This is a genomic window from Stenotrophomonas sp. GSD10 (genome assembly GCF_056172695.1).
Genome location: NZ_JAOCMC010000002.1, coordinates 843,882 through 864,605 on the forward strand (window position 1 = coordinate 843,882; position 20,724 = coordinate 864,605).

Here is a 20,724-nt window from a genome sequence, read left to right on the forward strand (position 1 = left end):
CATGCTCGGCTGCTCTGTGCCTCCTTATCCCGCCAACAGCAGCCGAGCATGGCTCGGCTCTACATGAGCGCATGCATGCCTTCGACTGCTCTGATCCAGAACGACATCGTCGTCTTCGGTTTGATCGCCGCCACCCTCGGTGCCGTGTTCTGGACCGCCTCGCGCGAGCAGGGCCTGTGGAAGCGTTTCTACACCTTCGTGCCGGCGCTGCTGCTGTGCTATCTGCTGCCGGGCATCTACAACACCGTCGGCCTGATCGACGGGCAGAACACCAAGCTCTACAACCCGGTGGCGCGCGACATCCTGCTGCCGGCGGCGCTGATCCTGCTCACCCTGGCGGTGGACATCAAGGGCATCCTGCGGCTCGGCCCGAAGCTGGTGCTGATGTACCTGGGCGCGTCGGCCAGCATCATGCTCGGTGCGGTGGTGGCCTTCCTGCTGATGCGCGCCGTGCATCCGGAAACCGTGGCCGGCGACACCTGGGCCGGCATGGCCGCGCTGGCCGGCAGCTGGATCGGCGGCGGCGCCAACATGCTCGCCATGCGCGAAGTGTTCGACGTCAATGCCACCACCTTCGGCCAGTTCGCGGTAGTCGATGTCGGTGTCGGTTACGTGTGGATGGCCGCGCTGATCTTCCTGGCCGGGCGCGCAGCCAAGATCGATGCACGCAGTGGCGCCGATACCTCGGCCATCGATGAACTGAAGGAGCGCATCGCGCGCTTCCAGGCCGAGCACGAACGCATTCCCAGCCTGACCGACCTGATGCTGATCGTGGCGGTGGCCTTTGGCGGCGTCGGCCTGGCCCACGCCATCGGCGCGCCGCTGGCGGCCTGGTTCAAGCTCAACGTCAGCTGGGCGGCGCAGTTCAGCCTGGACGCACCGTTTGTGTGGGTGGTGGTGTTGTCCACCACGCTGGGCCTGGGCCTGAGCTTCACCCGCGCACGCACCCTGGAGGGCGCCGGCGCTTCGCGGCTCGGCTCGCTGCTGCTGTACTTCCTGATCGCCTGCATCGGCATGCAGATGGACCTGCTGGCGTTGCTGGACCGGCCGTGGCTGTTCCTGCTGGGCATCATCTGGATCAGCGTGCACATCGCGCTGCTGTGGTGCCTGGGCAAGCTGCTGAAGGTGCCGTTCTTCTACTTTGCCATCGGTTCGCAGTCGAACATCGGTGGCCCGGCCTCGGCACCGGTGGTGGCCGCCGCGTTCCATCCGGCGCTGGCACCGGTCGGCGTGCTGCTGGGCACGATGGGCTACGCCACCGGCACCTACCTGGCCTACATCGTCGGCATTACCCTGCGCGCGCTGGCTGGGCAGGGGTGATTCCGGTAGTGCCGGCCGCTGGCCGGCAACCCGGTGATGCTTCACGGCTTCATGAGGTTGCCGGCCAGCGGCCGGCACTACCGACGCTCTATGCCTGCAGCAACCCGCGCTCGATCAACCACGCCTTGGCGTCTTCGGCATCCTGCTCGAACCACGCCCGGGTAGACCCCAGCCGGTAGGTGTAGCCCCACGCATCCATGTCGGCCATCAATTGCTGGCTGCCGACACCGGGCAGCTGCGCGGCCAGCACGATCTGCAGGTAGCAGGTGGCGTCTTCCTCGGGCACCGAATCGGTGGCGTCGGTGTGCACCTGCGCGCGCCGCTCCGGCGGCAATACGATCAGGTGGCAGGCTTCGTGCAGCATCGAATGCACGGGCGTGTCATCGCGCACGTACACGTTGCTGGCGATGATGCCCGCCTCGGGCTCGCCCCAGTAGCTGCCGGGAATCGGCTCGCCGTCGGCCACGTGGTGCAGCTGCAGGCCATGCGCGGCGAGCAGGCGCTGCGCATCGGCGAAGGCGATGGCGCCGACGCGGGTGACGTTCGGTTCGGGTGTCGTGTCGGTCATGCGGGTCAGCCGGCCCCGCCCATGCTGGCACGGGCGGGGCAGGGGATCAGGGCTTTTCCGGGCCTTCCGGCAGCGCCACGGAGATGTCCAGCACATCGTGCTGGCCATCCTTCACCAGGTCGACCTTCACCGCATCGACGTCGATGTTCACGTACTTCTTGATCACTTCCAGCAGCTCGCGCTGCAGCAGCGGCAGGTAGTCCGGGCCACCGCGGTGGCTGCGTTCCTGCGCGATGATGATCTGCAGGCGGTTCTTCGCGGTTTCGGCGGTGGTCTTCTTCGCTTTGAGGAAATCGAACAGGCCCATGCTTACCCTCCGAACAGCTTGCTGAAGAAGCCCTTCTTCTCGACGGTGGTGAAGCGCATCGGGCGATCTTCGCCGAGGATGCGCGCGACGGCGTCGTCATAGGCCTGGCCGGCAGCGGATTCGACATCCAGGATCACCGGTTCGCCCTTGTTGGACGCGTTGAGCACGTCGCCCGACTCGGGGATCACGCCGATGGCCTTCAGGCCCAGCACTTCCTCGACGTCGGCGATGCTCAGCATCTCACCGGTTTCCACGCGCAGCGGGGTGTAGCGGGTCAGCAGCAGGAAGGCGGGCACGTTCTGCCCGGATTCGGCCTTGTGGGTCTTCGAGTCCAGCAGGCCGATGATGCGGTCGGAGTCGCGCACCGAGGACACTTCCGGGTTCACCACCACCACGGCGCGGTCGGCGAAGTACATCGCCAGGAAGGCGCCCTTCTCGATGCCGGCCGGCGAGTCGCAGATGATGTAGTCGAAGCCATCGGCTGCCAGGTCCTTGAGGACCTTGCCGACGCCTTCCTGGGTCAGGGCGTCCTTGTCGCGGGTCTGCGAGGCGGCCAGCACGTACAGGTTGTCAAAGCGCTTGTCCTTGATCAGGGCCTGCTTGAGGGTGGCTTCGCCGTGCACGACGTTGACGAAGTCGTACACCACGCGGCGTTCGCAGCCCATGATCAGGTCGAGGTTGCGCAGGCCGACGTCGAAGTCGATCACCGCCACCTTCTTGCCGCGCCGCGCCAGGCCACAGGCCAGGCTCGCGCTGGAAGTGGTCTTGCCCACGCCGCCCTTGCCGGAGGTGACTACGATGATTTCAGCCAAAGGACTTCTCCTGGTTCTGCATTGATTTGGGGCTGCGTCAGTCCAGCGCAGCGATCTTGATCTGGTCCTGTTCCAGCCACACCTGCACGGCCTTGCCGCGCAGGGTGTCCGGGACATCGTCCAGTACCTTGTAGTGGCCGGCAATGGCCACCAGTTCCGCATGGAAATCACGGCAGAAGATGCGTGCCGCGGTGTTGCCCTGGGCCCCTGCCAGCGCACGGCCGCGCAGAGTGCCGTAGATATGGATGCTGCCATCGGCGATGACTTCAGCGCCGGCGCCGACGGTGGCCATCACGGTCAGGTCGCAGTTTTCCGCATACAGCTGCTGGCCCGAACGCACGTTGCCCAGCTGCATGCGGCCCGGCTGCGGTGCGGCGGCATCGGCCACCCTGGCCACCGGCGCGGCCGGGGCCGGCTTCGGTTCGGCGCGCGTCGCGCGGCGGGGTTCCGCTGCGGGCGGCGGCGGGGCCGGTTCGGCCTCGGCGCGCTCGTACTGGGCGCGGAACTTGGCCAGCAGCGGCAGGCCGAGCTGCTGCGAGAGCAGGTCGACCGCGCTGGTGCCATAGGCCAGCGCCACCGGCAGCACGCCGGCGCTGCGCAGGCCGTCCACCAGCGCCTGCGCGGTGGCCACGTCCGGCACCTGGCTCAGGCCGCCGAAGTCGAGGATCACCGCAGCGCGGCCGAACAGCTTCGGCGCGCGGGTCACGCGCTCGCGCATTTCCTGCACGAGGCGTTCGACATCAAGGGTGCGGATGCGCAGGTTGGCGATGCCCACCTGGCCGATCTTCAGTTCACCGGCCTGTTCGTAATCGAAATTCACCGCCACGCTCAGGTCCCCGTCGGCCGCTGTGCCTGCGCCGGCAGCTGCCGGGCGCGTGTCCATGCCACATCCGGCAGCTTGCCGCCATAGGTCTCCTGGACCCACGGGTAGCTGCACAGTTCCTTGGCCAGCATGCTGGCGCGCACATCGACCTGCGGCATGGTGTTCTGGCCAAGCTCGCGGAAGCCGAAGCTGCCATGGAAGAGCAGGGCGGCATCGGCGCCATGGTCGAGGAAGACTTCGCAGGTCATCTGCGGGTAGCGCAGCTCGGCAAAGCTCTGCGCGTCGGCATAGAACGCACGCCCGACACCACCGCCACGGCGGCGGCTGGCGACCACGATGCGGTCGATGTAGAAGAACGGGGTGTCCAGCTGCTGCTTGAACCAGGCGAAGTTGCTGCTGTCGTGCTGGCTGTCGCTGCCGAAGCCGATCAGGAAGCCGGCCAGGTTGCCGTCGCGCTCGGCGACGCGGAAATACTCAGCGGTTTCATAGAACAGGCGCAGGCGGGCCGCATCCAGGGGAAGGATGGCCAGGCCAGCGTTGTTGTTCAAAGCCAGGACGGAATCGAGCTCGTGCTCGCGCACGTCGCGGATGACAATCGACATTGTGACTCCGTGGGGTAACGCGGTTGGTCCATCAAGGGACCCTGCGCACGATTATTGCATGCCCGGGGTGGGCTGCGGCATGAACAGGCGACCGGGCAGGCATGACTTCCGTGGGGTGCGGCGCGCAGGCCGGGCCCGTAGAGTGCTGGCATGTTGGGAGCCCTCAGCCATACCCGCGTTCTCCGCCTGGCCGGCCTGTTCACCTGGGTCATGGTCGGCCTGCCGCTGGCCTATTCGCAGTTCGAGAACCTGCACAGCCGCAACGACATGGGCGGCTGGGCAGTCCTGCTGTTCGTGGCCTACCTGTCCTTCGGCACGGCGTACTACTGGTTGACCCGCATCCTGCGCAGCGACAGCCACACCAGCTGGCTGGACCGTGGCCTGCTGTTGCTGCTGACGGTCTCGGCACTGGGGGTCAGCTTCCTCAGCGGTTCGGGCCTGGGCAGCATCCTGATGATGGTCGCCGCCGGCGTCATTCCGTGGATGCTGTCGGTGCGGCTGGGCGTGCTGTGGCTGCTGGTCAGCCAGCTGGCCGTGGCGCCGGTGTACTACATGCTGCTGCGCTTCCCGTTGTTCGAGGCGGTGATGCAGTCGCTGCTGTATGGCGGCTTTTCCATGTTCATCTTCGTGACCAGCCTGGTCGCCCGGCAGCAGACCGAGGCCCGTGACGAGCAGCGCCGGTTGAACTCCGAACTGCGCGCGACCCGGGCCCTGCTGGCCGAGAGTGCGCGCGTCAACGAGCGCACCCGCATCTCGCGCGAGCTGCACGACCTGCTCGGCCACCAGCTGACCGCGCTGACCCTGAACCTGGAAGTGGCCGGACACCTGGCCGAGGGCCAGGCGCTGGAGCACGTGAAGCGCTCGCACGCACTGGCCAAGCTGCTGCTGGGCAACGTGCGCGAGGTGGTCAGCCAGCTGCGCGAGACCGGTGCCATCGACCTGGCCGCGGCGCTGCGCCCGTTGACCGAGAACGTGCCTTCGCTGGACATCCAGCTGGAGATCGACGACCCGCTGAACGTGGAAGACCCGCAGCGGGCGCATGTGCTGCTGCGCTGCACCCAGGAGATCATCACCAACGCGGTGCGCCACGCCGGCGCCCGCCATCTGTGGATCAAGGTGTACCGTGAAGCCCCCGACCGGGTGGTGGTGGAAGCCCGCGACGACGGTGTCGGCGCGGATATGGTCAATGTGGGCAACGGCTTGCGCGGGATGCGCGAGCGCCTGCAACAATGTGGTGGCCAGCTGAAGATCGAGACCCGTCCCGGCGAAGGCTTCCGGGTACGCGCGACGGTTCCGGCAACGGTGCTGGTGGCGGCCCTTACCAAGGTTCCTGAAGGAGTGCGTTGATGATTCGCGTCTGCCTGGTCGACGACCAAACCCTGGTGCGGCAGGGAATCCGCTCCCTGCTGGCGCTCGACGACGGCATCGAAGTGGTGGCCGAGGCTGGCGACGGCCGGCAGGCGGTCGAGCTGATACCGCAGGTGCGCCCGGACGTGGTGCTGATGGACATGCGCATGCCGGTGATGTCCGGTCTGGAAGCGCTGCAGGTGCTGTCGCGGCAGGAACAGCTGCCGCCGACCATCATCCTCACCACCTTCGACGATGACCAGCTGGTGCTGGCCGGGCTCAAGGCCGGCGCCAAGGGCTATCTGCTCAAGGACGTCACCCTGGAGCAGCTGGTTGGTGCCATCCGCACCGTGGCCGACGGCGGCTCGCTGGTGCAGCCGGCGGTGACCCAGCGCCTGCTGTCCGGGCTGGAACACATGCGCAACGAATTCGTCAGCCTGGACCGGCCCGATCCGTTGACCGACCGCGAGACCGAGATCCTGCGGCTGATGGCCAGCGGCTTCTCCAACAAGGAGATCGCCAACTCGCTGGGCGTGGCCGAGGGCACCATCAAGAACCACGTGTCCAACATCCTTTCCAAACTGGGCGTGCGCGACCGGACGCGTGCCGTGCTGAAGGCGTTCGAACTTCAGCTGGTCTGAGGAAAATCGTTTTCATACAAAGACTTGGGTGGCCATGCGGGGGTCGGGCCGGCGGCCCCCTACATGCCGGGTAGCGGTATGCGTTACCCTTCGAATTCTTTGTCCATACAAATACGCAGCCGGCAGGGAAACCGGTGCGCCAATCCCGATAAACAATGCCCGCGAAGCCTGCTAGGATTGGCGCTTCGCTTCAATCAACCCGGCCGTGGGATCGGCCCCGGAGACTCTCTGAATGACCCGTATTATCGAGTTCCTGATCGCCTTGGGGATCGTGGCTGGCCTGTTCGTCATCATTGGCGTATGTCTGCCGGGCGAGCGTCACATCACCGAAAGCATCGAGACCAACCGCAAGATGACGATCGTGTACGACACGGTCAGCAGCCTGCGCCGCTTCAAGGACTGGAACCCGCTGGTACTGCGCGATCCCGCCGTTGAACTGAAGCTGTCCGGCCCGGCCTCCGGCAAGGGCGCCACCCTCGACTTCACCTCCAAGGACCTGGGCACCGGTTCCTGGAAGATCACCGACGCCGAAGAGAACAAGCGCGTGGCGATCGCCATCGAAGACGCCACCAAGGGTCACGACAAGGTCACCACCTTCACCCTGGAGCCGACCGGCAAGGGTGGCCGTAACGTCAAGATCACCCAGGACTACTCGGTGAAGTACGGCTTCGACCTGTTCGGCCGTTATGCCGGCCTGTATGTCAGCCGCCAGATCGGCGACGACATCAAGATGGGCCTGTCGCGCATGGCCAACATGCTCGCCACCGTCCCGAACGTCGACTACCGCACCCCGGAAGCGCCGCTGACCGATCTGGCCATTGTTGAAGTGCCGGCCGAGGATCTGCTGGTGGTCAACGCCGGTAACGTCGATCGTGGCCAGGACACCATCACCAAGTCCATCAAGGACAACCAGGAGTGGATCAAGCGCGTGATGGAGGCCAATGGCCTTGAAGCCGCTGGCCCGTTCCGCATCATCACCACCGACTTCGGTCAGGAGAAGTACGCCTTCGACATCGCCCAGCCGGTGAAGAAGAAGGGTGCTGAAGGTGCCACCGCTGAAGCCCTGACCGTCAAGATCGACGGCGGCGCTCCGGTCAAGTACCTGCACGTGGCTCCGCACCGTTCGGCGCATGCGGCCTACACCGGCCACATGGCGGGTCTGGACGTGGCCCGCAATGGCCTGCGTGCCTGGGCCGTGACCTCGGGCAACGAAGTCATCGACCGTCCGTACGAATCCTGGAAGGACGGCATCGACAAGTCGTTCACCCCGGAAGGTACCTACGACATCTACTGGGCCGTCAAGTAAGCTTCGGCTGACCCATGTAATGTTGGACACGAAAACGCGCCGCTCATTGCGGCGCGTTTTTTCATCTGGCGCCCGGCAAGCGGCGCTGCGCAAGGAGCCCTCATGTTCAATCTGGAACGTCGCGCACGTAAGCCCTCCCTGCTGGCCTGCCTGGGTGCGCTGCTGGCTGCGGCCTCGATCGGCCTGTCTGCCTATGCCTCGCATGGCGTGGCCGATCCGCTGGCGCAGCAGCATCTGAACATGGCAGCGCTGTATGCGTTCGCGCATGGTGCGGTGCTGGTGGCGCTCGGGCCGCGCGCACAGGGGGCGATCGCACACCTGGCGCTGTATGTGCTGCTGCTGGGCGTGCTGCTGTTCTCCGGCAGCCTGGTCGGTGGTGCGTTGTGGCAGTGGCCGACGCGGATGGCGCCGATCGGCGGCACCAGCATGATGGCCGGATGGGTATTGCTGGCGATCAATGCGTTGCGGCGGTGACGGTGTGACGACGCGACGACTGTAGAGCCGAGCCATGCTCGGCTTCGAGAAAAGAGATCCGCGCTTGCTTCGGGGCCAGGAGCAGTCGACTGACAGTCGACTCTACCGGGCACGGACGCTTGCTCAGTCGTTGCCCGGCTTCCAGCACCAATGCCACGGCTCGTAGACGATGCCGTGCGGGTTGTCGCGAGGGTAGCTCAGCTGGAAGCCGTGTTCACCGGCATGGGCCTGCAGCCAGGCGAATGCGTCGGTCGCTTCGAACGATTCTTCGGCGGGCGCGTCCCCGGGCGTGCCGATGTCCAGCGCATGGCCGCTGTGGTGTTCGCTGAAGCCCGGTGCCGCATTGACCTTCAGGATGTCCGCCACGCTCAGTCCGCGTGCGCGCTTTCGTTCGAAGATGCCCAGCTGATAGGCGTGGCTGCGGAAGCCGGAGATCGCGTCCAGCGCGATGCCATCCCGCGCTGCGTGCAGGCGCATCCGTCGCCAGCCCTGTGCGGCGGCGCGACGCAGCCATAGCGGGCGGCCGAAACGGTCGTGGCCGGCCAGGTGCAGCAGGCAGGGTTCGGGTTCCAGCGGCAGGCCACTGTCGTCGGCGTAACGCTGCGGGTCCAGGCCGAGCTGCTGCAGTCGCTGCTGCAGGCCGGTCAGTGGCAGCCACTGTTCTTCCAGCGTCGCGGCGAACGGCCGTGCCAGCGGCGCATCCAGCAGTGACAGCGCTTCCTCCACGCCCGGCTCACGCGCCAGCCGCGGCACCATGGCATGTACCCCGTGTGCCAGCACGGCTGCCAGGTAGCGGCCATCGTGCTTGCGCCGCAGTACCCAGTGCGCCCGCGCCAGCGAGGCGCGCATCAAGGTTGCTGCGCGCGCGCAGCAGGCCGGCGGGCCATGCTTCGATGGCCTCGGTATTGATCAGCAGGGGCGGGCGTCGTTGCATCGCCGCAGCTTACTGCCGTGGCACGGTTACGGCCACCTTGCGCAGGGCGTCCAGCAGCGCCTGCGGCCGTTCCAGGCTGAGCAGCAGCGTGCTGCCATCGCGCACCGGCAGCACCAGCACGCGGCTGCGGTCGGTCACCAGGGCAAAGCCCTTGCCGCCGCCCTGCAGGCGGAAATGGCCGGAATGGAACCCCGGCATCGAATAGCCGTTGGTCTTGAAGCGGATGGCGTAGCGCCGGTCACGGCCGAGATCGACCACTTCGGCGCGGTCCAGCTGCAACTGCGCCACCGGCACGCGACGTCGGTACATCGTTGAACGGACGTCCAGCACTGTGCCATCGAACTCCACCCGGCGCCGGAAGAAGGCCAGGCCCAGCCCCATGCCGAGCGCGGCGATCACCACCAGGCTCCATGCCGCGCTGCCGCCCATCCGGAACCACGGCGGCGACAGGGTCACCTCCATCCACGGCGCGTTGGCACGCGCCGTGTGCAACTGTGCGTAGACGCTGATGGCGAAGGCCAGCAATAGCGGCAGAACCACCCACAGCACGCGGAACGGTGAGCTCTCCGCCACCTCGAAGCGCTTCGGGTCGCTGCCGTTCATCGCTGTGCCTTTATCCAGGTGGCCACGTCATCGATCAGCGTCGCATCGACATGGCCCGGTTGCGTGTACTCCTGCAACGAGCTACGACCCGTGCCGGCCATGCCGATGTGGTTCAGGGCCGGATACGCCCGCCACTGCACGTCGTTGCGGGTGGCCAGCGCCTTCTGCCACAGCACCCAGTCGGTGTCGGGCACCTGGAAGTCGCGGCCGCCGTGCAGCATCAGCAGCGGCGTGCGCAATGACTGTGCATCGGCGCGTGCATCAACGGCTTCGATGCTTTTCCAGAATGACTGCGGCACCCCCAGCGGCAGCTCGCTGGCGGCCACCGGCGCGTTGCCCCGTGCGGCGGCGATCTGCCTGTCGAGCGCCTCCAGGAAGGCCTGCTCCGACGCCGTGATGTCGCCGTCCAGGCCCAGCAGGTAGCGGTTCTGTTCCGGCAGCAGATCCAGCAGCGTGCGGGCCGGCGCCGCCCACAGGATCGCGCCACGCGCCTGCGGCCAGTGCCGGGCAATGCGCGGGGCGAGCATGCCGCCCTGGCTGTGGCCGAGTACGAACACGCGGCGCCCGTCGATGCGCGGGTCGGCAGCCAGTGCGGTCAGCGCGGCCACGGCGTCGTCGGTGGTTTCGTCATCAACGGTGAACGTGCCGCCCTGGAAATCCTGCGGGCGGGCGAAGGTGCGCTTGTCGAAGCGCAGCACGGCGATGCCCTGGCTGGCGAGGCCGCGGGCGATATCCAGGAACGGGCGGTTGCCGCCGATCGTCTCATCGCGGTCCTGCGGCCCCGAGCCATGCACAAGGACCACCGCCGGGAACGGGCCCTTGCCGTTGGGCAGCGCCAGCGTGCCCGGTAGTGCGCCGCGCGGCTGCGGCACGCTGAATTCACGCTCGCCATAGTTCGCATCGGCGGGCGGCGGCGCTGCCTTGGCCGCCGGGGCCGGGCGCAGCATCAGGCCGGCCACCTTGTCCTGTGCATCCACGGCCACCTGCGCGACGACCCGGCCGCTGGCGAACTGCAGCGGCACCACCACCAGGTGCATGCCCTGCTGCGCGCTCACTTCGGCGGCACCTCGTTGCTGCAGGGGGCCCAGCGACTTCCACAGCACGTCGAGCCGGTCGGCGGGTACGGCCTGGGCCATCTGCGCGGTCAGCATCGCTTCGGCATCGGCAATCTGGCCGGCCTGCAGGTGATCCAGCAGCTGGTTGGCGACCTGCTGCGGTTCGGCGGCCAGGGCCGGGCCGGTGAGCAGGGCCAGTGACAGCATCAGCGCTCTGCGGTGCGCGGACATGGTTACTGCTCCTTCTTGAAGACCAGCATGGCCGGGCGCATCGGCGCCGGGATGATGATGTTGACCAGCTCCCAGCCGAGCATGCCCTGCCGGGTCAGCTCGCTCTGGATGTCCTCGGCCTTGAGGACGCCCATCATCGTGGTCTTCACTTCAACGGTCTGGTAGCTCCAACGCGTGCTCATTCCTTGTCCTCCGGCGATGATCTGGGTTTCGGCAGGCGTCCTGCCTTGCGCAATGCGTCGCGCAGCACGTATTCGATCTGCGCGTTGAGGCTGCGCAGCTCGTCGTCAGCCCAGCGCTGTGCCGCGGCCAGGACCTCGGCATTGATGCGCAGCGGATAGGCTTTCTTCTCACTCATGAAAACTCCTGGCGGGGCGGTGGGGCGCCCCGTTGCGAGGATGGCTCAGTACAGCGAACCGGCGTTGACGATCGGCTGGGTGCCGCGATCAGAGCACAGCACGGTCAGCAGGTTGCTGACCATGTGCGCCTTGCGCTCCTCGTCCAGCTGCACCACGCCGTTCTTCTGCAGTTCGGCCAGGGCCATTTCCACCATGCCGACGGCACCGGCCACGATGCGCGTGCGTGCGGCGATCACGGCATTGGCCTGCTGGCGCTGCAGCATCGCCTGGGCAATTTCGGCGGCGTAGGCCAGGTGGCTGATGCGGGCATCGAGCACCTGCACGCCGGCATCGGCCAGGCGCTCGGCCAGCTCGTTCTTCAGGTGCTGGGAGATCTCGCTGGCGTGGCTGCGCAGGGCCAGCTGGCCGTCCTCGTGCTGGTCGTAGGGATAGCTGGTGGCCATCGCGCGCAGTGCCGACTCGGACTGGATGTGCACGAAGCTCTCGTAGTCGTCCACGTTGTAGACCGCTTCGGAGGCGTCGACCACCTGCCAGACGATCACGGCGGCGATCTCGATCGGGCTGCCGTCCAGCTCGTTCACCTTCAGCTTGCCACTTTCGAAGTTGCGCACGCGCTGGCTGACCCGGCGCTTGGCATAGAAGGGGTTGTTCCAGCGCAGGCCGTTGTCCTTGACCGTGCCCACGTACTTGCCGAACAGGCTCAGCACGGCGGCCTGGTTGGGCTGGATGGTGTACAGGCCGGCCAGGATGAAGACCGCAGCGACGATCACCAGCATGCCGGCCAGCATCAACAGCAGGTTCGGTGAGCCGGTGCTGGCCTTGGCCGCCACTCCCAGCACGAACAGCGCTGCGCCGGCCAATGCGGCCAGCAGGGATCCGGCCAGGGTGCCCAGGCCGTTGAGGGAGGCAAGCGACTTCTCTTTCATGGCGGTACGTCCTTGAGGGTTCGATGAAAAGATATCAAAGTGATATCAGATGTGGCGACCGTTCGTCGGAAGATCCGGGCCGGGGACGCAGGCCGGACCGGCTAGAATGCCCACCCGTCTTCACATCGCTGCTGGAACCGCCATGGCCAAGCTTGGAACCCCGTTGTCTCCCTCCGCGACCCGTGTGCTGCTGCTGGGCTCGGGTGAACTTGGCAAGGAGGTGGCCATCGAGCTGCAGCGGCTGGGCGTGGAAGTGATCGCCGCCGACCGCTATGCCGACGCCCCGGCGATGCAGGTCGCGCACCGCTCGCACGTGATCGACATGCTCGATGCGATGGCGCTGCGCGCGCTGATCGCGCTGGAGCAGCCGCACCTGGTGGTGCCGGAGATCGAGGCGATCCATACCGAGACCCTGGTGCAGCTGGAACAGGAGCAGGGCCTGCGGGTGATCCCGACCGCACGCGCCGCACGCCTGACCATGGACCGCGAGGGCATCCGCCGCCTCGCCGCCGAGACTCTGGGCCTGCCGACCTCGCCGTACCGCTTCGTCGATACCGAGGCCGAGTACCGCGCCGCGGTCGCGGCGATCGGCCTGCCGTGCGTGGTCAAGCCGGTGATGTCCTCTTCGGGCAAGGGCCAGAGCACGCTGCGCAGCGAGGCCGACATCGCCCCGGCCTGGGACTATGCGCAGACCGGTGGCCGTGCCGGTGCCGGCCGCTGCATCGTCGAAGGCTTCATTGATTTCGACTACGAGATCACCCTGCTGACCGTGCGTCACGCCGGCGGCACCTCGTTCTGCGCGCCGATCGGCCACCTGCAGAAGGACGGTGACTACCGCGAAAGCTGGCAGCCGCAGCCGATGTCGGACAAGGCACTGGCGCGTGCGGAAGAGATCTCGCGCGCGATCACCGATGACCTGGGCGGTTGGGGCCTGTTCGGCGTCGAGCTGTTTGTGAAGGGCGACGAGGTGTGGTTCAGCGAAGTGTCGCCGCGCCCGCATGACACCGGCCTGGTGACCCTGGTCTCGCAGGAACTGAGCGAGTTCGCCCTGCACGCGCGCGCCATCCTCGGCCTGCCGATCCCGCTGATCCGCCAGAGCGGTCCGTCGGCGTCGTGCGCACTGCTGGCGCACGGTGAGGGCGTGCCGTATTTCAACAACGTCGCCGCCGCGCTGCAGGTGCCCGATACCGCCGTGCGCCTGTTCGGCAAGCCGAGCGTGCACGGCCATCGCCGCGTCGGCGTGACCCTGGCGCGCGCTGAAACCATTGACGAAGCACGTGCCATCGCACGTGAGGCCGCCGACGCCATCGGCGTCGAGCTGCGCCCGTAAAGCGGTAGCGCCGGGTCATGCCCGGCGGCTTTCCCTGCGCTGCGCGAATCTACTGTAGAGCCGAGCCCGCGCTCGGCTGCTTTTCAATCCGCGCCGCGCGCGGGAGCCGAGCGTAGGCTCGGCTCTACGGAGCAATCTGCCTTACGGCTTCACATCCACCCACACCAGGTGGTGGTCGCTGCCGTCGGCGATCTTCGCCTCCGGGCTTTCATTGGCCGGCCAGAAGATGCCGCTACCGACGTACTCGAAACCGGTCGAGGGCAGCACGTAGTCCAGACGCATGGTGCCGGACTTCGGGCCGAAATCGCCGGTGGCGTGGAACGGTGCGCCCCTGCGCGTGATGCCCTTGGCCGCATAGGCCAGACTGGTCTGCTCGCCGCCGATGCTGCGTGGGGTGGGGTAGCGCAGCACACGGGCGTTCTCGATCAGCTCGACGATCGCCTCATGGCGGCCATCGCCATCGACCGGGTCGTTGTTGAGGTCACCGAGGATCACGAAGCGCGCGTCCTGCGCCAGGCCACCGCACTGGCCCTTGTCATCGCACAGCCACGGCTTGTCACCCTTGGACAGATATTCCTGCCACAGGCGCAGTTCGTCGTGGTTGCGTGCGGCATTGCGCTTCTCCGGTCCGTCGAACACCGGCGGGGTCGGGTGCGAAACCAGCGCATGCACCACGCCGGCCGGGGTCTTTACCGGCACGTCCCAATGCGATTTCGACGACAGGCGCAGCTGCGACCACACCGCATCGTTGTAGAAGCTCTGGCCGGTGCGCGGATCGACCGGTCGGATCGCGCCGGGCATCGCGCTCCACTTCAGCAGCTGGAAGCTGCGCACCTTGGCTTCGTCGATCGGGTAGCGTGACAGCACCAGCATGCCGTACTGGCCCGGGTGCAGGCCGTAGCCCCAGGCATCGTTGCCGCGGCTGCGGCCTTCGCCGCCCACCACGCCGTTGTTGTCCAGGTCCAGCCCACTGGGCACGCCGGTGTTGACCGGGGCCAGGTAACGGTAGGCGAAGTGCAGGGGCTTGCCGCCACCGGGCTGGGCCACTTCCAGGTAACGCTTCTGGAACAGGTCGGCAGCGCGATGGGCGTCGTCGAAGTCGAACTCGTTCAACAGCACCAGGTCCGGGCGCACCTGCTGCAGCACCGCCGCGATCTTGCGCGCGTGCTCGCTGTCACCTTCCAGTTCCTTGATCAGGCCACCGGTCTCGTCGGAATACAGCGACGTGTTGTAAGTGGCCAGGCGCAGCGCTGAGGACGGCTTTTCGGTCATCGCGGGGGTCGTGGCGAAGGCGGGGGCGGTGGCGCCGCAGAGCAGGGCCAGGGCGAGGATCAGGGGTTTGGCGTTCATGGCCCTATTCTGCACCCGCTCCGGTGTCAGCGGTTTGTCAGCGCCCGTCCAGATCGTTGTCGAAATCGTGCCAGCGGCGGCCGTCGTAGGCCTCCAGTGGATGGAAGCGGCGCTTGTAGTCCATCTTCTGGTGACCACGGATCCAGTAGCCCAGGTACACGTGGGGCAGCCCCTCGCGGCGGGCCCATTCGATCTGCTGCAGGATCGCGAAGGTGCCCAGCCCGCGCGCGGCGTGCTCCGGGTCGAAGAAGGTGTAGACCGCCGACAGGCCGTGCTCGGTGACGTCGGTCACCGCCACCCCCAGCAGCTGGCTGGGCTGACCGTCGTGGCCGGGCAGGCGCATTTCCATGAAGCGGGTGTGCGACCAGCTGCCGATCAGGAACTGCTCGAATTCGTGCGGGCCGTGGTCGTCCATGCCGCCATTGGCGTGGCGGTGCACCAGATAACGGTGGTACAGCGCGAACAGGTCGTCGCGGGCCGTGGCGGCGGTGATCCGCACTTCCAGGTCGGCATTGCGGGCGGCACAGCGGCGCTGGCTGCGGTCCGGGGCGAAACGCGCCACCGGGATACGCACGGCCACGCAGGCCTGGCAGTGCGCGCAGTGGGGCCGGTAGACCAGGTCGCCGCTGCGGCGGAAGCCCCAGCTCAGGGCCAGCGGATACAGGCCGCCCAGGCGGCGGTCGTGGGGTCCAGCACCAGGTCGCGCGCCACCCGGTCCGACCAGTACCCGCAGGGGTGCTCGCCGGTCTGGAAAAGCCGCAGTTCGTCGTCTCTGTCGCCGTGTATCGCCATGCACACAGCATAGCCCCAGCCCGTCGCAGTGGCGGCGACTGTCCGCCGGATGAATGGAACCGACCGCGGCGTCAACCGATGTCGCACCCGGGCGTTGTTGTCTCCCGAGGGTGAAGTGATCACCCCGACGCAATTCCCATCCCCAGGAGTGACCTCATGATCCGTACCCCCTGCTGCTGGCCCTGCTGCTCGGCACCTCCGCTTCCGGTATCGCGCTGGCGGCCGACACCCCGACCACGCCGGCGCAGCGCCCGGTCAAGCTGGATACCAACGGCGACGGCGTCATCGACCGCAGCGAAGCCGCTGCCAACCCGCGCCTGGCCGCGAAGTTCGACGAGCTGGACAAGAACAAGGACGGCAAGCTCTCGCGCGATGAACTGCCGCGCTGGAAGCACGGCCGCCGTGGCCACGGTGGTGAGCGCTGGGCGAAGCTGGACGTCAACAAGGACGGTCGCATCAGCCGCGAGGAAGCCAAGGCCGATCCGCGCCTGGCCGCGCGCTTCGACCAGCTCGACGTCAACAAGGACGGCTACCTGGACAAGGCCGACCGCGAGCTGCGCATGAAGCAGATGCGCGATGCCTGGTTCGCCGCCGCCGACACCAACAAGGACGGCCAGTTGAGCAAGGCCGAGTTCGATGCCGCCAAGGGCCCGATGCACGGTGGCCCGCGCCACGGTGGCCCGCGCGACGGTGCCGCATCGAAGCCGCAGCGCTGATTCATCGCGCGCTGATCGACCAGACGCCGGCGTACTGCCGGCGTCGTGCGTTGCGGCCCTAGCGGCCGCCGGTATGGGCCACGGCATACAGCACGACGCCCAGCACCATGATGTTCATGGCGATGACCCCGGTACGCCCATACAGCGATTCATACACCCAGTTGGTGCCGGTGCGCCCACGCCGCGCCGAATCGCGCGCGATCAGCGGTGCCATGATCCGCTGCAGCGGCCCCAGGCACTGGTAGTTCACCAGGCCCAGGCCGAGCACCAGCACCAGCAGATGCACCCAGGTCGGGGTCTGCAGCAGCACCACGGCCAGCACCGACAGGCAGCAGGCCATGGCGGTCCAGGTGTTCATGCGTACGAAGCGCCAGACCTGCGCGCGCTCGGCATCGGTCCTGGCGTAGGACAGCAGGAATCGACCACCCAGATAGCTGCCGATCACGCCACCGGCCACGCCACCGGCGAAGGCGCCCCAGGTGCTGGCCGGAATCATGTGCAGGTAGCCCAGGGTGGCCGTGACCGAGCCCATGGCTGTACCCCGGCCACGCTGGCGCCGCCCAGGCCCAGCTTGCTGCTGCCCACGCCGACGCCGGCGCTCAGCAGGATCGCCGCGCTGGCGGTCCCGGGGGCCGCAACCAGCACCATCGACACCACGGCGGTGGCGAACGCGGCGCTGGGTGCACTGCTGCGGGCGAACTCGCCGAAGCGCTGCAGCAGGCCTTCGCGGACCTGACCGCGGGCGCGTGACAGGCGCTTGCGCACCGCCGCGTCGCTGAGTCCGAGCAGATCGGCCACCTGCTGCGAGCGCTGGCCCTCGCGGTAGTACAGCAACAGCACTTCGCGGCTGTCGGCGGGCAGGGCGGAAATGATGTCCTCGGCGGCGATCTCCTCTTCCACCCGCTGCAGCCGGTCGGCCGCGCCCGGCGATGGGTCGGCGGCCATGCCCAGCGCGACCTCGGCGGCCTCGCCGGTCAGCGGCCGGCCACGCTGCGCACGCAGCCAGTCGCGGGCCAGGTTGCGGGTGATCTGCCGCAGCCACGGCAGGAAGCTGGTCGAGCTGCGCAGCTGGTGCAGCTGCTGCCAGCCTTTCACGAAGGCTTCCTGGGCGATGTCCTCGCTGGCCTGGCGGTCACGGGTGATGGCCAGGGCGATGGCGGTGACCGTGTTCTGGCAGGCCAGCACGATGCGCCCATAGGCGTGCTGGCAGCCGCTGGCGGCGGCGGGCAGTTCGCGTTCCAGGGTCTGGTCGATCGATGCGGCGAACGTCGTCATGGCAGCGGTTCTCCTGCTGGGATTGTGTCCCATGACGGAGCCGCGCGCGAAGTGTGACCGGCCTTCTGTACGGTCGTGCCGGCCGCTGGCCGGCAACCACAGCCCGCCGGACCGGTTCATGAGGTTGCCGGCCAGCGGCCGGCACTACCCGTGCGCTACTTGGAGGGCTGGATGCGGACCCGGATTTCTTCCTCTTCCGGCGCGGCCTGCGGGGCCGGCTGTGGCTGTTGCGGCTGGGCCTGCGGGACAGGGGCGGGCGCGGCCGGTGCCGGGGTGCCACGGTGGCGCAGGCCGATCACCAGCGCCACGCCGGCGATCACCACCAGCAGCGCGATGCGGATGCGCCAGGCCCAGCTGCGGCCACCGCCACCCTGTTCCGGTGCGTCGCGGAAGGCGAATTCGGCGGTCGGGTGGTCGCGACGGGTGGTATCGAGCAGGCGCGCCTCGCGCAGGATTTCGCGCGCGCGTGGCTGGTCGTCGGCACGTACGATCCACACCGCCGGATAGGCGCTGGCATTGCCCAGATCGGTATAGCTGAACTGGCCCCGGCGGCGGGTCTTGTACGAGCGCCCGTTGGTCACCTTGACCTCGATACCGTGCCCGCGCAGGAGCTCGGCCACGCCTTCGACGGTTTCCACGCGCTGGCTGCTGAAAATCTGGCGCATCGGTTTACTCCTTGGCCGGCACGGCGGCGGCCGCGGCCTGGTCCGGAACGACCCGGATCAGGCCTTCCTGCGCGGTGCTGGCCACCAGCACGCCGTTGCGGGTAAAGAACTGGCCACGGGCCAGCCCGCGCGAATCCTGCGCACTGGGGCTGTCCAGCGAGTACAGCAGCCAGTCATCGGCACGGAACGGGCGGTGGAACCAGATGGCGTGATCGAGCGAGGCCATCTGCACGTGCGGGTGGTAGTAGCTGATGCCGTGCGGGAAGGTCGCCGTGCCCAGCAGATGGAAATCGGACGCGTAGGCCAGCAGTGCCTGGTGCAGTTCGGGCGCATCGCCGACCGGCTCGCTCAGGCGCATCCACACCTGGTGGTAGGGCGGGCGCTTGGGCGGGTTCAGTTCGTCACGCGGATAGACGTGGCGGAACTCGAACGGGCCGCCGCGCGACAGCCAGCGCTGCACCTTGATCGGCAGGCGTTCGAGCACTTCGGCCGGCAGCGGGCGGTTCGGCTCGATGTCTTCCGGCTGCGGCACTTCAGGCATCTTGTGCTGGTGCTCGGCACCGGTCTCGGCCTGCTGGAACGAGGCGGCGCAGAAGAAGATCACCTTGCCGTGCTGGATCGCGGTGACCCGGCGCACCGAGAAGCTGCCACCGTCGCGGGTGCGGTCCACGTCGTAGACGATCGGGTGGTCGATGTTGCCGGCGCGCAGGAAATAGGCATGCAGCGAATGCACGTGGCGGCCGTTGTCGACCGTGGCCTGTGCAGCGGCCAGCGCCTGACCCAGCACCTGCCCGCCGAACACGTATTTGGTGCCGATATCGCGGCTCTGCCCGCGGAACAGGTTGTCCTCCAGCCGCTCCAGCGTGAGCAGGTCGATCAGCTCGGAGACGACGGGTTCGGGCGTGTCGTTCAAGGGGCGGCCACAGCAGGGAAAGAGGGCCTGATTATACCGGTCAGGGGTCAGATCCCTTTCGCATCGCGAAAGGGATCTGACCCCGGCGCAAGCGAGCGTTATTTGCCCAGCCGGGCCACCAGCGCCTGCAGTGCGTTCTGTGCGTCCGGGGCGAACCAGGCCTCGACAAAGCGGTCGAGCTGGATCAGGTCCGGGTGCAGGGCTTGGTGCAGATCGGCGCGGGCGATCGCGCGGGTCAGCAGCATCGGTTGGCGCGGCTGCTTCAGCAGGTTCTGCAGCCAGGCCACCGCGCGCGCCACCACCAGGTCGCCCTCGGCCAGCTCATCGACCAGGCCGATCTGCAGTGCCTGTTCGGCCGGCACCAGCGAGCCGGTGGTCAGCAGCACGCCGGCACGGTGCACGCCCACGGCACGGCGCAGCAGGCGCTGGATGCCTTCCGGCGCGATCAGGCCCACCTGCACTTCGTTCAGGCCGATGGCATACGGACGCGACGGATCGGCGCTGCGCGCCATCACCCGGTAGTCGCAGCACAGGGCCAGCACGCAGCCACCGGCCGGGGCATGGCCGGTGATCGCAGCGACCACCGGAATGCGGCTCTCGGCCAGCGTGCGCACGGCGCCGAAAAATGCGTTCCAGGTGTCCAGCAGCTTGTGCTTGTCATCGCCGTGCGAGAGCAGGTGCGGCACGTCCATGCCGCCGGTGAAGACGCGCTCGCTGCCCGACAGCACGATGCCGTGCGCGTCTTCGGCCATGGCCAGCTCGATGGCGTGGATCAACTGCCGGCACAGTTCGGTATCCAGGGCATTGACCGGCGGCCGCGCCAGGCGCAGTTCGCGGATGGGGCCATGGTTGATCACCTCGATGAGCGTCGTCATGCTGCGGTCTCGTTGCGAAGAAGGAACCTGGGCGATGATAACCAAACCATTCGTTGGCGTATTGTTGATGATGTGTGCGGCCGCAGCATTAGCGTCGGCCGCCGAGACGACGTGCGTCACCGTCGAGCAGGGCTGGGCGCGGTTGCCGCCGAATCCGGCGATGCCGATGACCGCCGGCTACGGCGTGATCCGCAACGGTTGTGGCAAGGCGGTGGTGATCACCGGCGCAAGCAGTGCGGTGTTTGGTGATGTGTCGCTGCACGAAACCACCATCGTCGATGGGGTCAGCCGGATGCGCGCGATCGAACGCCTGCCGCTGGCACCGGGTGCGCGTGCCGAGCTCAAGCCCGGTGGCCTGCACCTGATGCTGATGCAGGGCCAGGGCGCGCTGAAGGAGGGGCAGGCGGTACCGCTGCGGCTGCAGCTGGAAGGCGGCGGCGAAGCGAGTACGACGTTGACCGTACGCAAGGCCGCGCCGTAACGCGTCGCCCGTTTCGCCG

At 67.6% G+C, this 20,724-nt stretch carries 22 protein-coding genes and 3 pseudogenes; 8 read left to right on the plus strand and 17 right to left on the minus strand.

The window, feature by feature from the left end; genetic code table 11:
• The first annotated feature begins 75 nt into the window (after nt 1-75).
• A complete protein-coding gene (locus N4G47_RS04070; RefSeq protein ID WP_475285384.1) occupies nt 76-1,320 on the plus strand; it encodes a DUF819 family protein in 1,245 nt (414 codons plus the stop codon).
• A gap of 88 nt (nt 1,321-1,408) precedes the next feature.
• Here the strand turns inward: N4G47_RS04070 and N4G47_RS04075 are convergent, their stop codons facing one another.
• The 5 genes from N4G47_RS04075 to N4G47_RS04095 are packed head-to-tail and all read right to left on the minus strand — an operon-like array spanning nt 1,409 to nt 4,432.
• The gene (locus tag N4G47_RS04075; protein ID WP_475285386.1) at nt 1,409-1,888 is read right to left on the minus strand and encodes a hypothetical protein; all 480 of its coding nucleotides are present in this window, start codon (nt 1,886-1,888) and stop codon (nt 1,409-1,411) included.
• 46 nt (nt 1,889-1,934) lie between these two features.
• Nucleotides 1,935-2,195, minus strand: coding sequence for a cell division topological specificity factor MinE (minE, locus tag N4G47_RS04080; protein WP_053516176.1), 261 nt, complete (start codon nt 2,193-2,195; stop codon nt 1,935-1,937).
• Nucleotides 2,196-2,197: 2 nt separating this feature from the next.
• Entirely contained in the window at nt 2,198-3,007 is an 810-nt protein-coding gene (minD, locus tag N4G47_RS04085; protein ID WP_107230195.1) for a septum site-determining protein MinD, read from the minus strand.
• A gap of 37 nt (nt 3,008-3,044) precedes the next feature.
• Nucleotides 3,045-3,890 (minus strand): septum site-determining protein MinC, encoded by an 846-nt coding sequence (minC, locus tag N4G47_RS04090; RefSeq protein WP_475285389.1) that lies wholly within the window; start codon nt 3,888-3,890, stop codon nt 3,045-3,047.
• Nucleotides 3,836-4,432 (minus strand): GNAT family N-acetyltransferase, encoded by a 597-nt coding sequence (locus N4G47_RS04095; RefSeq protein ID WP_010483371.1) that lies wholly within the window; start codon nt 4,430-4,432, stop codon nt 3,836-3,838. The genes minC and N4G47_RS04095 overlap by 55 nt, the downstream gene beginning before the upstream one ends.
• A 150-nt stretch (nt 4,433-4,582) precedes the next feature.
• Between N4G47_RS04095 and N4G47_RS04100 the strand changes: the two genes are divergently transcribed.
• The 4 genes from N4G47_RS04100 to N4G47_RS04115 all read left to right on the plus strand — a co-directional run bounded on the left by N4G47_RS04100 (nt 4,583) and on the right by N4G47_RS04115 (nt 8,200).
• Nucleotides 4,583-5,779 carry a sensor histidine kinase gene (locus N4G47_RS04100; RefSeq protein ID WP_475285391.1) on the plus strand — a complete coding sequence of 399 codons (1,197 nt, stop codon included), beginning with the start codon at nt 4,583-4,585 and terminating at the stop codon, nt 5,777-5,779.
• Nucleotides 5,779-6,420 carry a response regulator gene (locus tag N4G47_RS04105; protein WP_057496222.1) on the plus strand — a complete coding sequence of 214 codons (642 nt, stop codon included), beginning with the start codon at nt 5,779-5,781 and terminating at the stop codon, nt 6,418-6,420. Before N4G47_RS04100 ends, N4G47_RS04105 begins: the two co-directional genes overlap by 1 nt.
• Before the next feature lie 232 nt (nt 6,421-6,652).
• Complete coding sequence (locus N4G47_RS04110) at nt 6,653-7,726, plus strand: polyketide cyclase (RefSeq protein ID WP_107230198.1); 1,074 nt, start codon at nt 6,653-6,655, stop codon at nt 7,724-7,726.
• Nucleotides 7,727-7,828: 102 nt separating this feature from the next.
• On the plus strand, nt 7,829-8,200 hold the full coding sequence (locus N4G47_RS04115) for a DUF423 domain-containing protein (protein WP_019659313.1): 372 nt from the start codon (nt 7,829-7,831) through the stop codon (nt 8,198-8,200).
• Nucleotides 8,201-8,323: 123 nt separating this feature from the next.
• Here N4G47_RS04115 and N4G47_RS04120 read toward each other — a convergent pair.
• The 6 genes and pseudogenes from N4G47_RS04120 to N4G47_RS04145 form a co-directional block, all read right to left on the minus strand.
• Nucleotides 8,324-9,134, minus strand: a pseudogene (locus N4G47_RS04120) (M15 family metallopeptidase).
• A 9-nt stretch (nt 9,135-9,143) separates the two neighbouring features.
• Nucleotides 9,144-9,737, minus strand: coding sequence for a PH domain-containing protein (locus N4G47_RS04125; protein ID WP_475285394.1), 594 nt, complete (start codon nt 9,735-9,737; stop codon nt 9,144-9,146).
• Entirely contained in the window at nt 9,734-11,023 is a 1,290-nt protein-coding gene (locus tag N4G47_RS04130) for an alpha/beta hydrolase family protein (RefSeq protein WP_475285395.1), read from the minus strand. Before N4G47_RS04130 ends, N4G47_RS04125 begins: the two co-directional genes overlap by 4 nt.
• A 2-nt stretch (nt 11,024-11,025) precedes the next feature.
• On the minus strand, nt 11,026-11,205 hold the full coding sequence (locus N4G47_RS04135) for a DUF4177 domain-containing protein (protein WP_107230201.1): 180 nt from the start codon (nt 11,203-11,205) through the stop codon (nt 11,026-11,028).
• Nucleotides 11,202-11,381: a type II toxin-antitoxin system antitoxin gene (locus N4G47_RS04140; protein WP_475285398.1), complete on the minus strand. Its 180-nt coding sequence runs from the start codon at nt 11,379-11,381 to the stop codon at nt 11,202-11,204. Before N4G47_RS04140 ends, N4G47_RS04135 begins: the two co-directional genes overlap by 4 nt.
• 45 nt (nt 11,382-11,426) lie before the next feature.
• On the minus strand, nt 11,427-12,308 hold the full coding sequence (locus N4G47_RS04145; protein ID WP_475285400.1) for an SPFH domain-containing protein: 882 nt from the start codon (nt 12,306-12,308) through the stop codon (nt 11,427-11,429).
• 142 nt (nt 12,309-12,450) lie between these two features.
• Here N4G47_RS04145 and purT point away from each other — a divergent pair, with 142 nt between their 5' ends.
• Nucleotides 12,451-13,638: a formate-dependent phosphoribosylglycinamide formyltransferase gene (gene purT, locus N4G47_RS04150; RefSeq protein ID WP_475285401.1), complete on the plus strand. Its 1,188-nt coding sequence runs from the start codon at nt 12,451-12,453 to the stop codon at nt 13,636-13,638.
• 141 nt (nt 13,639-13,779) lie between these two features.
• Here the strand turns inward: purT and N4G47_RS04155 are convergent, their stop codons facing one another.
• A complete protein-coding gene (locus tag N4G47_RS04155; protein WP_475285403.1) occupies nt 13,780-14,988 on the minus strand; it encodes an endonuclease/exonuclease/phosphatase family protein in 1,209 nt (402 codons plus the stop codon).
• A 37-nt stretch (nt 14,989-15,025) separates the two neighbouring features.
• Nucleotides 15,026-15,780, minus strand: a pseudogene (locus N4G47_RS04160) (arginyltransferase).
• A gap of 170 nt (nt 15,781-15,950) precedes the next feature.
• On the opposite strand from N4G47_RS04160, the gene N4G47_RS04165 reads away from it, so the two are divergent.
• A complete protein-coding gene (locus tag N4G47_RS04165; RefSeq protein ID WP_475289888.1) occupies nt 15,951-16,496 on the plus strand; it encodes an EF-hand domain-containing protein in 546 nt (181 codons plus the stop codon).
• Between the two features lie 58 nt (nt 16,497-16,554).
• Here the strand turns inward: N4G47_RS04165 and N4G47_RS04170 are convergent.
• From N4G47_RS04170 to N4G47_RS04185, 4 genes and pseudogenes are all read right to left on the minus strand, one after another.
• Nucleotides 16,555-17,771: pseudogene (locus tag N4G47_RS04170) on the minus strand (RNA polymerase sigma factor).
• 155 nt (nt 17,772-17,926) lie between these two features.
• On the minus strand, nt 17,927-18,436 hold the full coding sequence (locus tag N4G47_RS04175; protein WP_475285405.1) for a pathogenicity-like protein: 510 nt from the start codon (nt 18,434-18,436) through the stop codon (nt 17,927-17,929).
• Between the two features lie 4 nt (nt 18,437-18,440).
• Complete coding sequence (gene tesB / locus N4G47_RS04180; protein ID WP_095377766.1) at nt 18,441-19,349, minus strand: acyl-CoA thioesterase II; 909 nt, start codon at nt 19,347-19,349, stop codon at nt 18,441-18,443.
• Nucleotides 19,350-19,447: 98 nt separating this feature from the next.
• On the minus strand, nt 19,448-20,224 hold the full coding sequence (locus N4G47_RS04185; protein ID WP_475285406.1) for an enoyl-CoA hydratase/isomerase family protein: 777 nt from the start codon (nt 20,222-20,224) through the stop codon (nt 19,448-19,450).
• 34 nt (nt 20,225-20,258) lie between these two features.
• On the opposite strand from N4G47_RS04185, the gene N4G47_RS04190 reads away from it, so the two are divergent.
• A complete protein-coding gene (locus N4G47_RS04190; protein ID WP_475285407.1) occupies nt 20,259-20,705 on the plus strand; it encodes a copper chaperone PCu(A)C in 447 nt (148 codons plus the stop codon).
• The last annotated feature ends 19 nt before the right edge of the window (nt 20,706-20,724 follow it).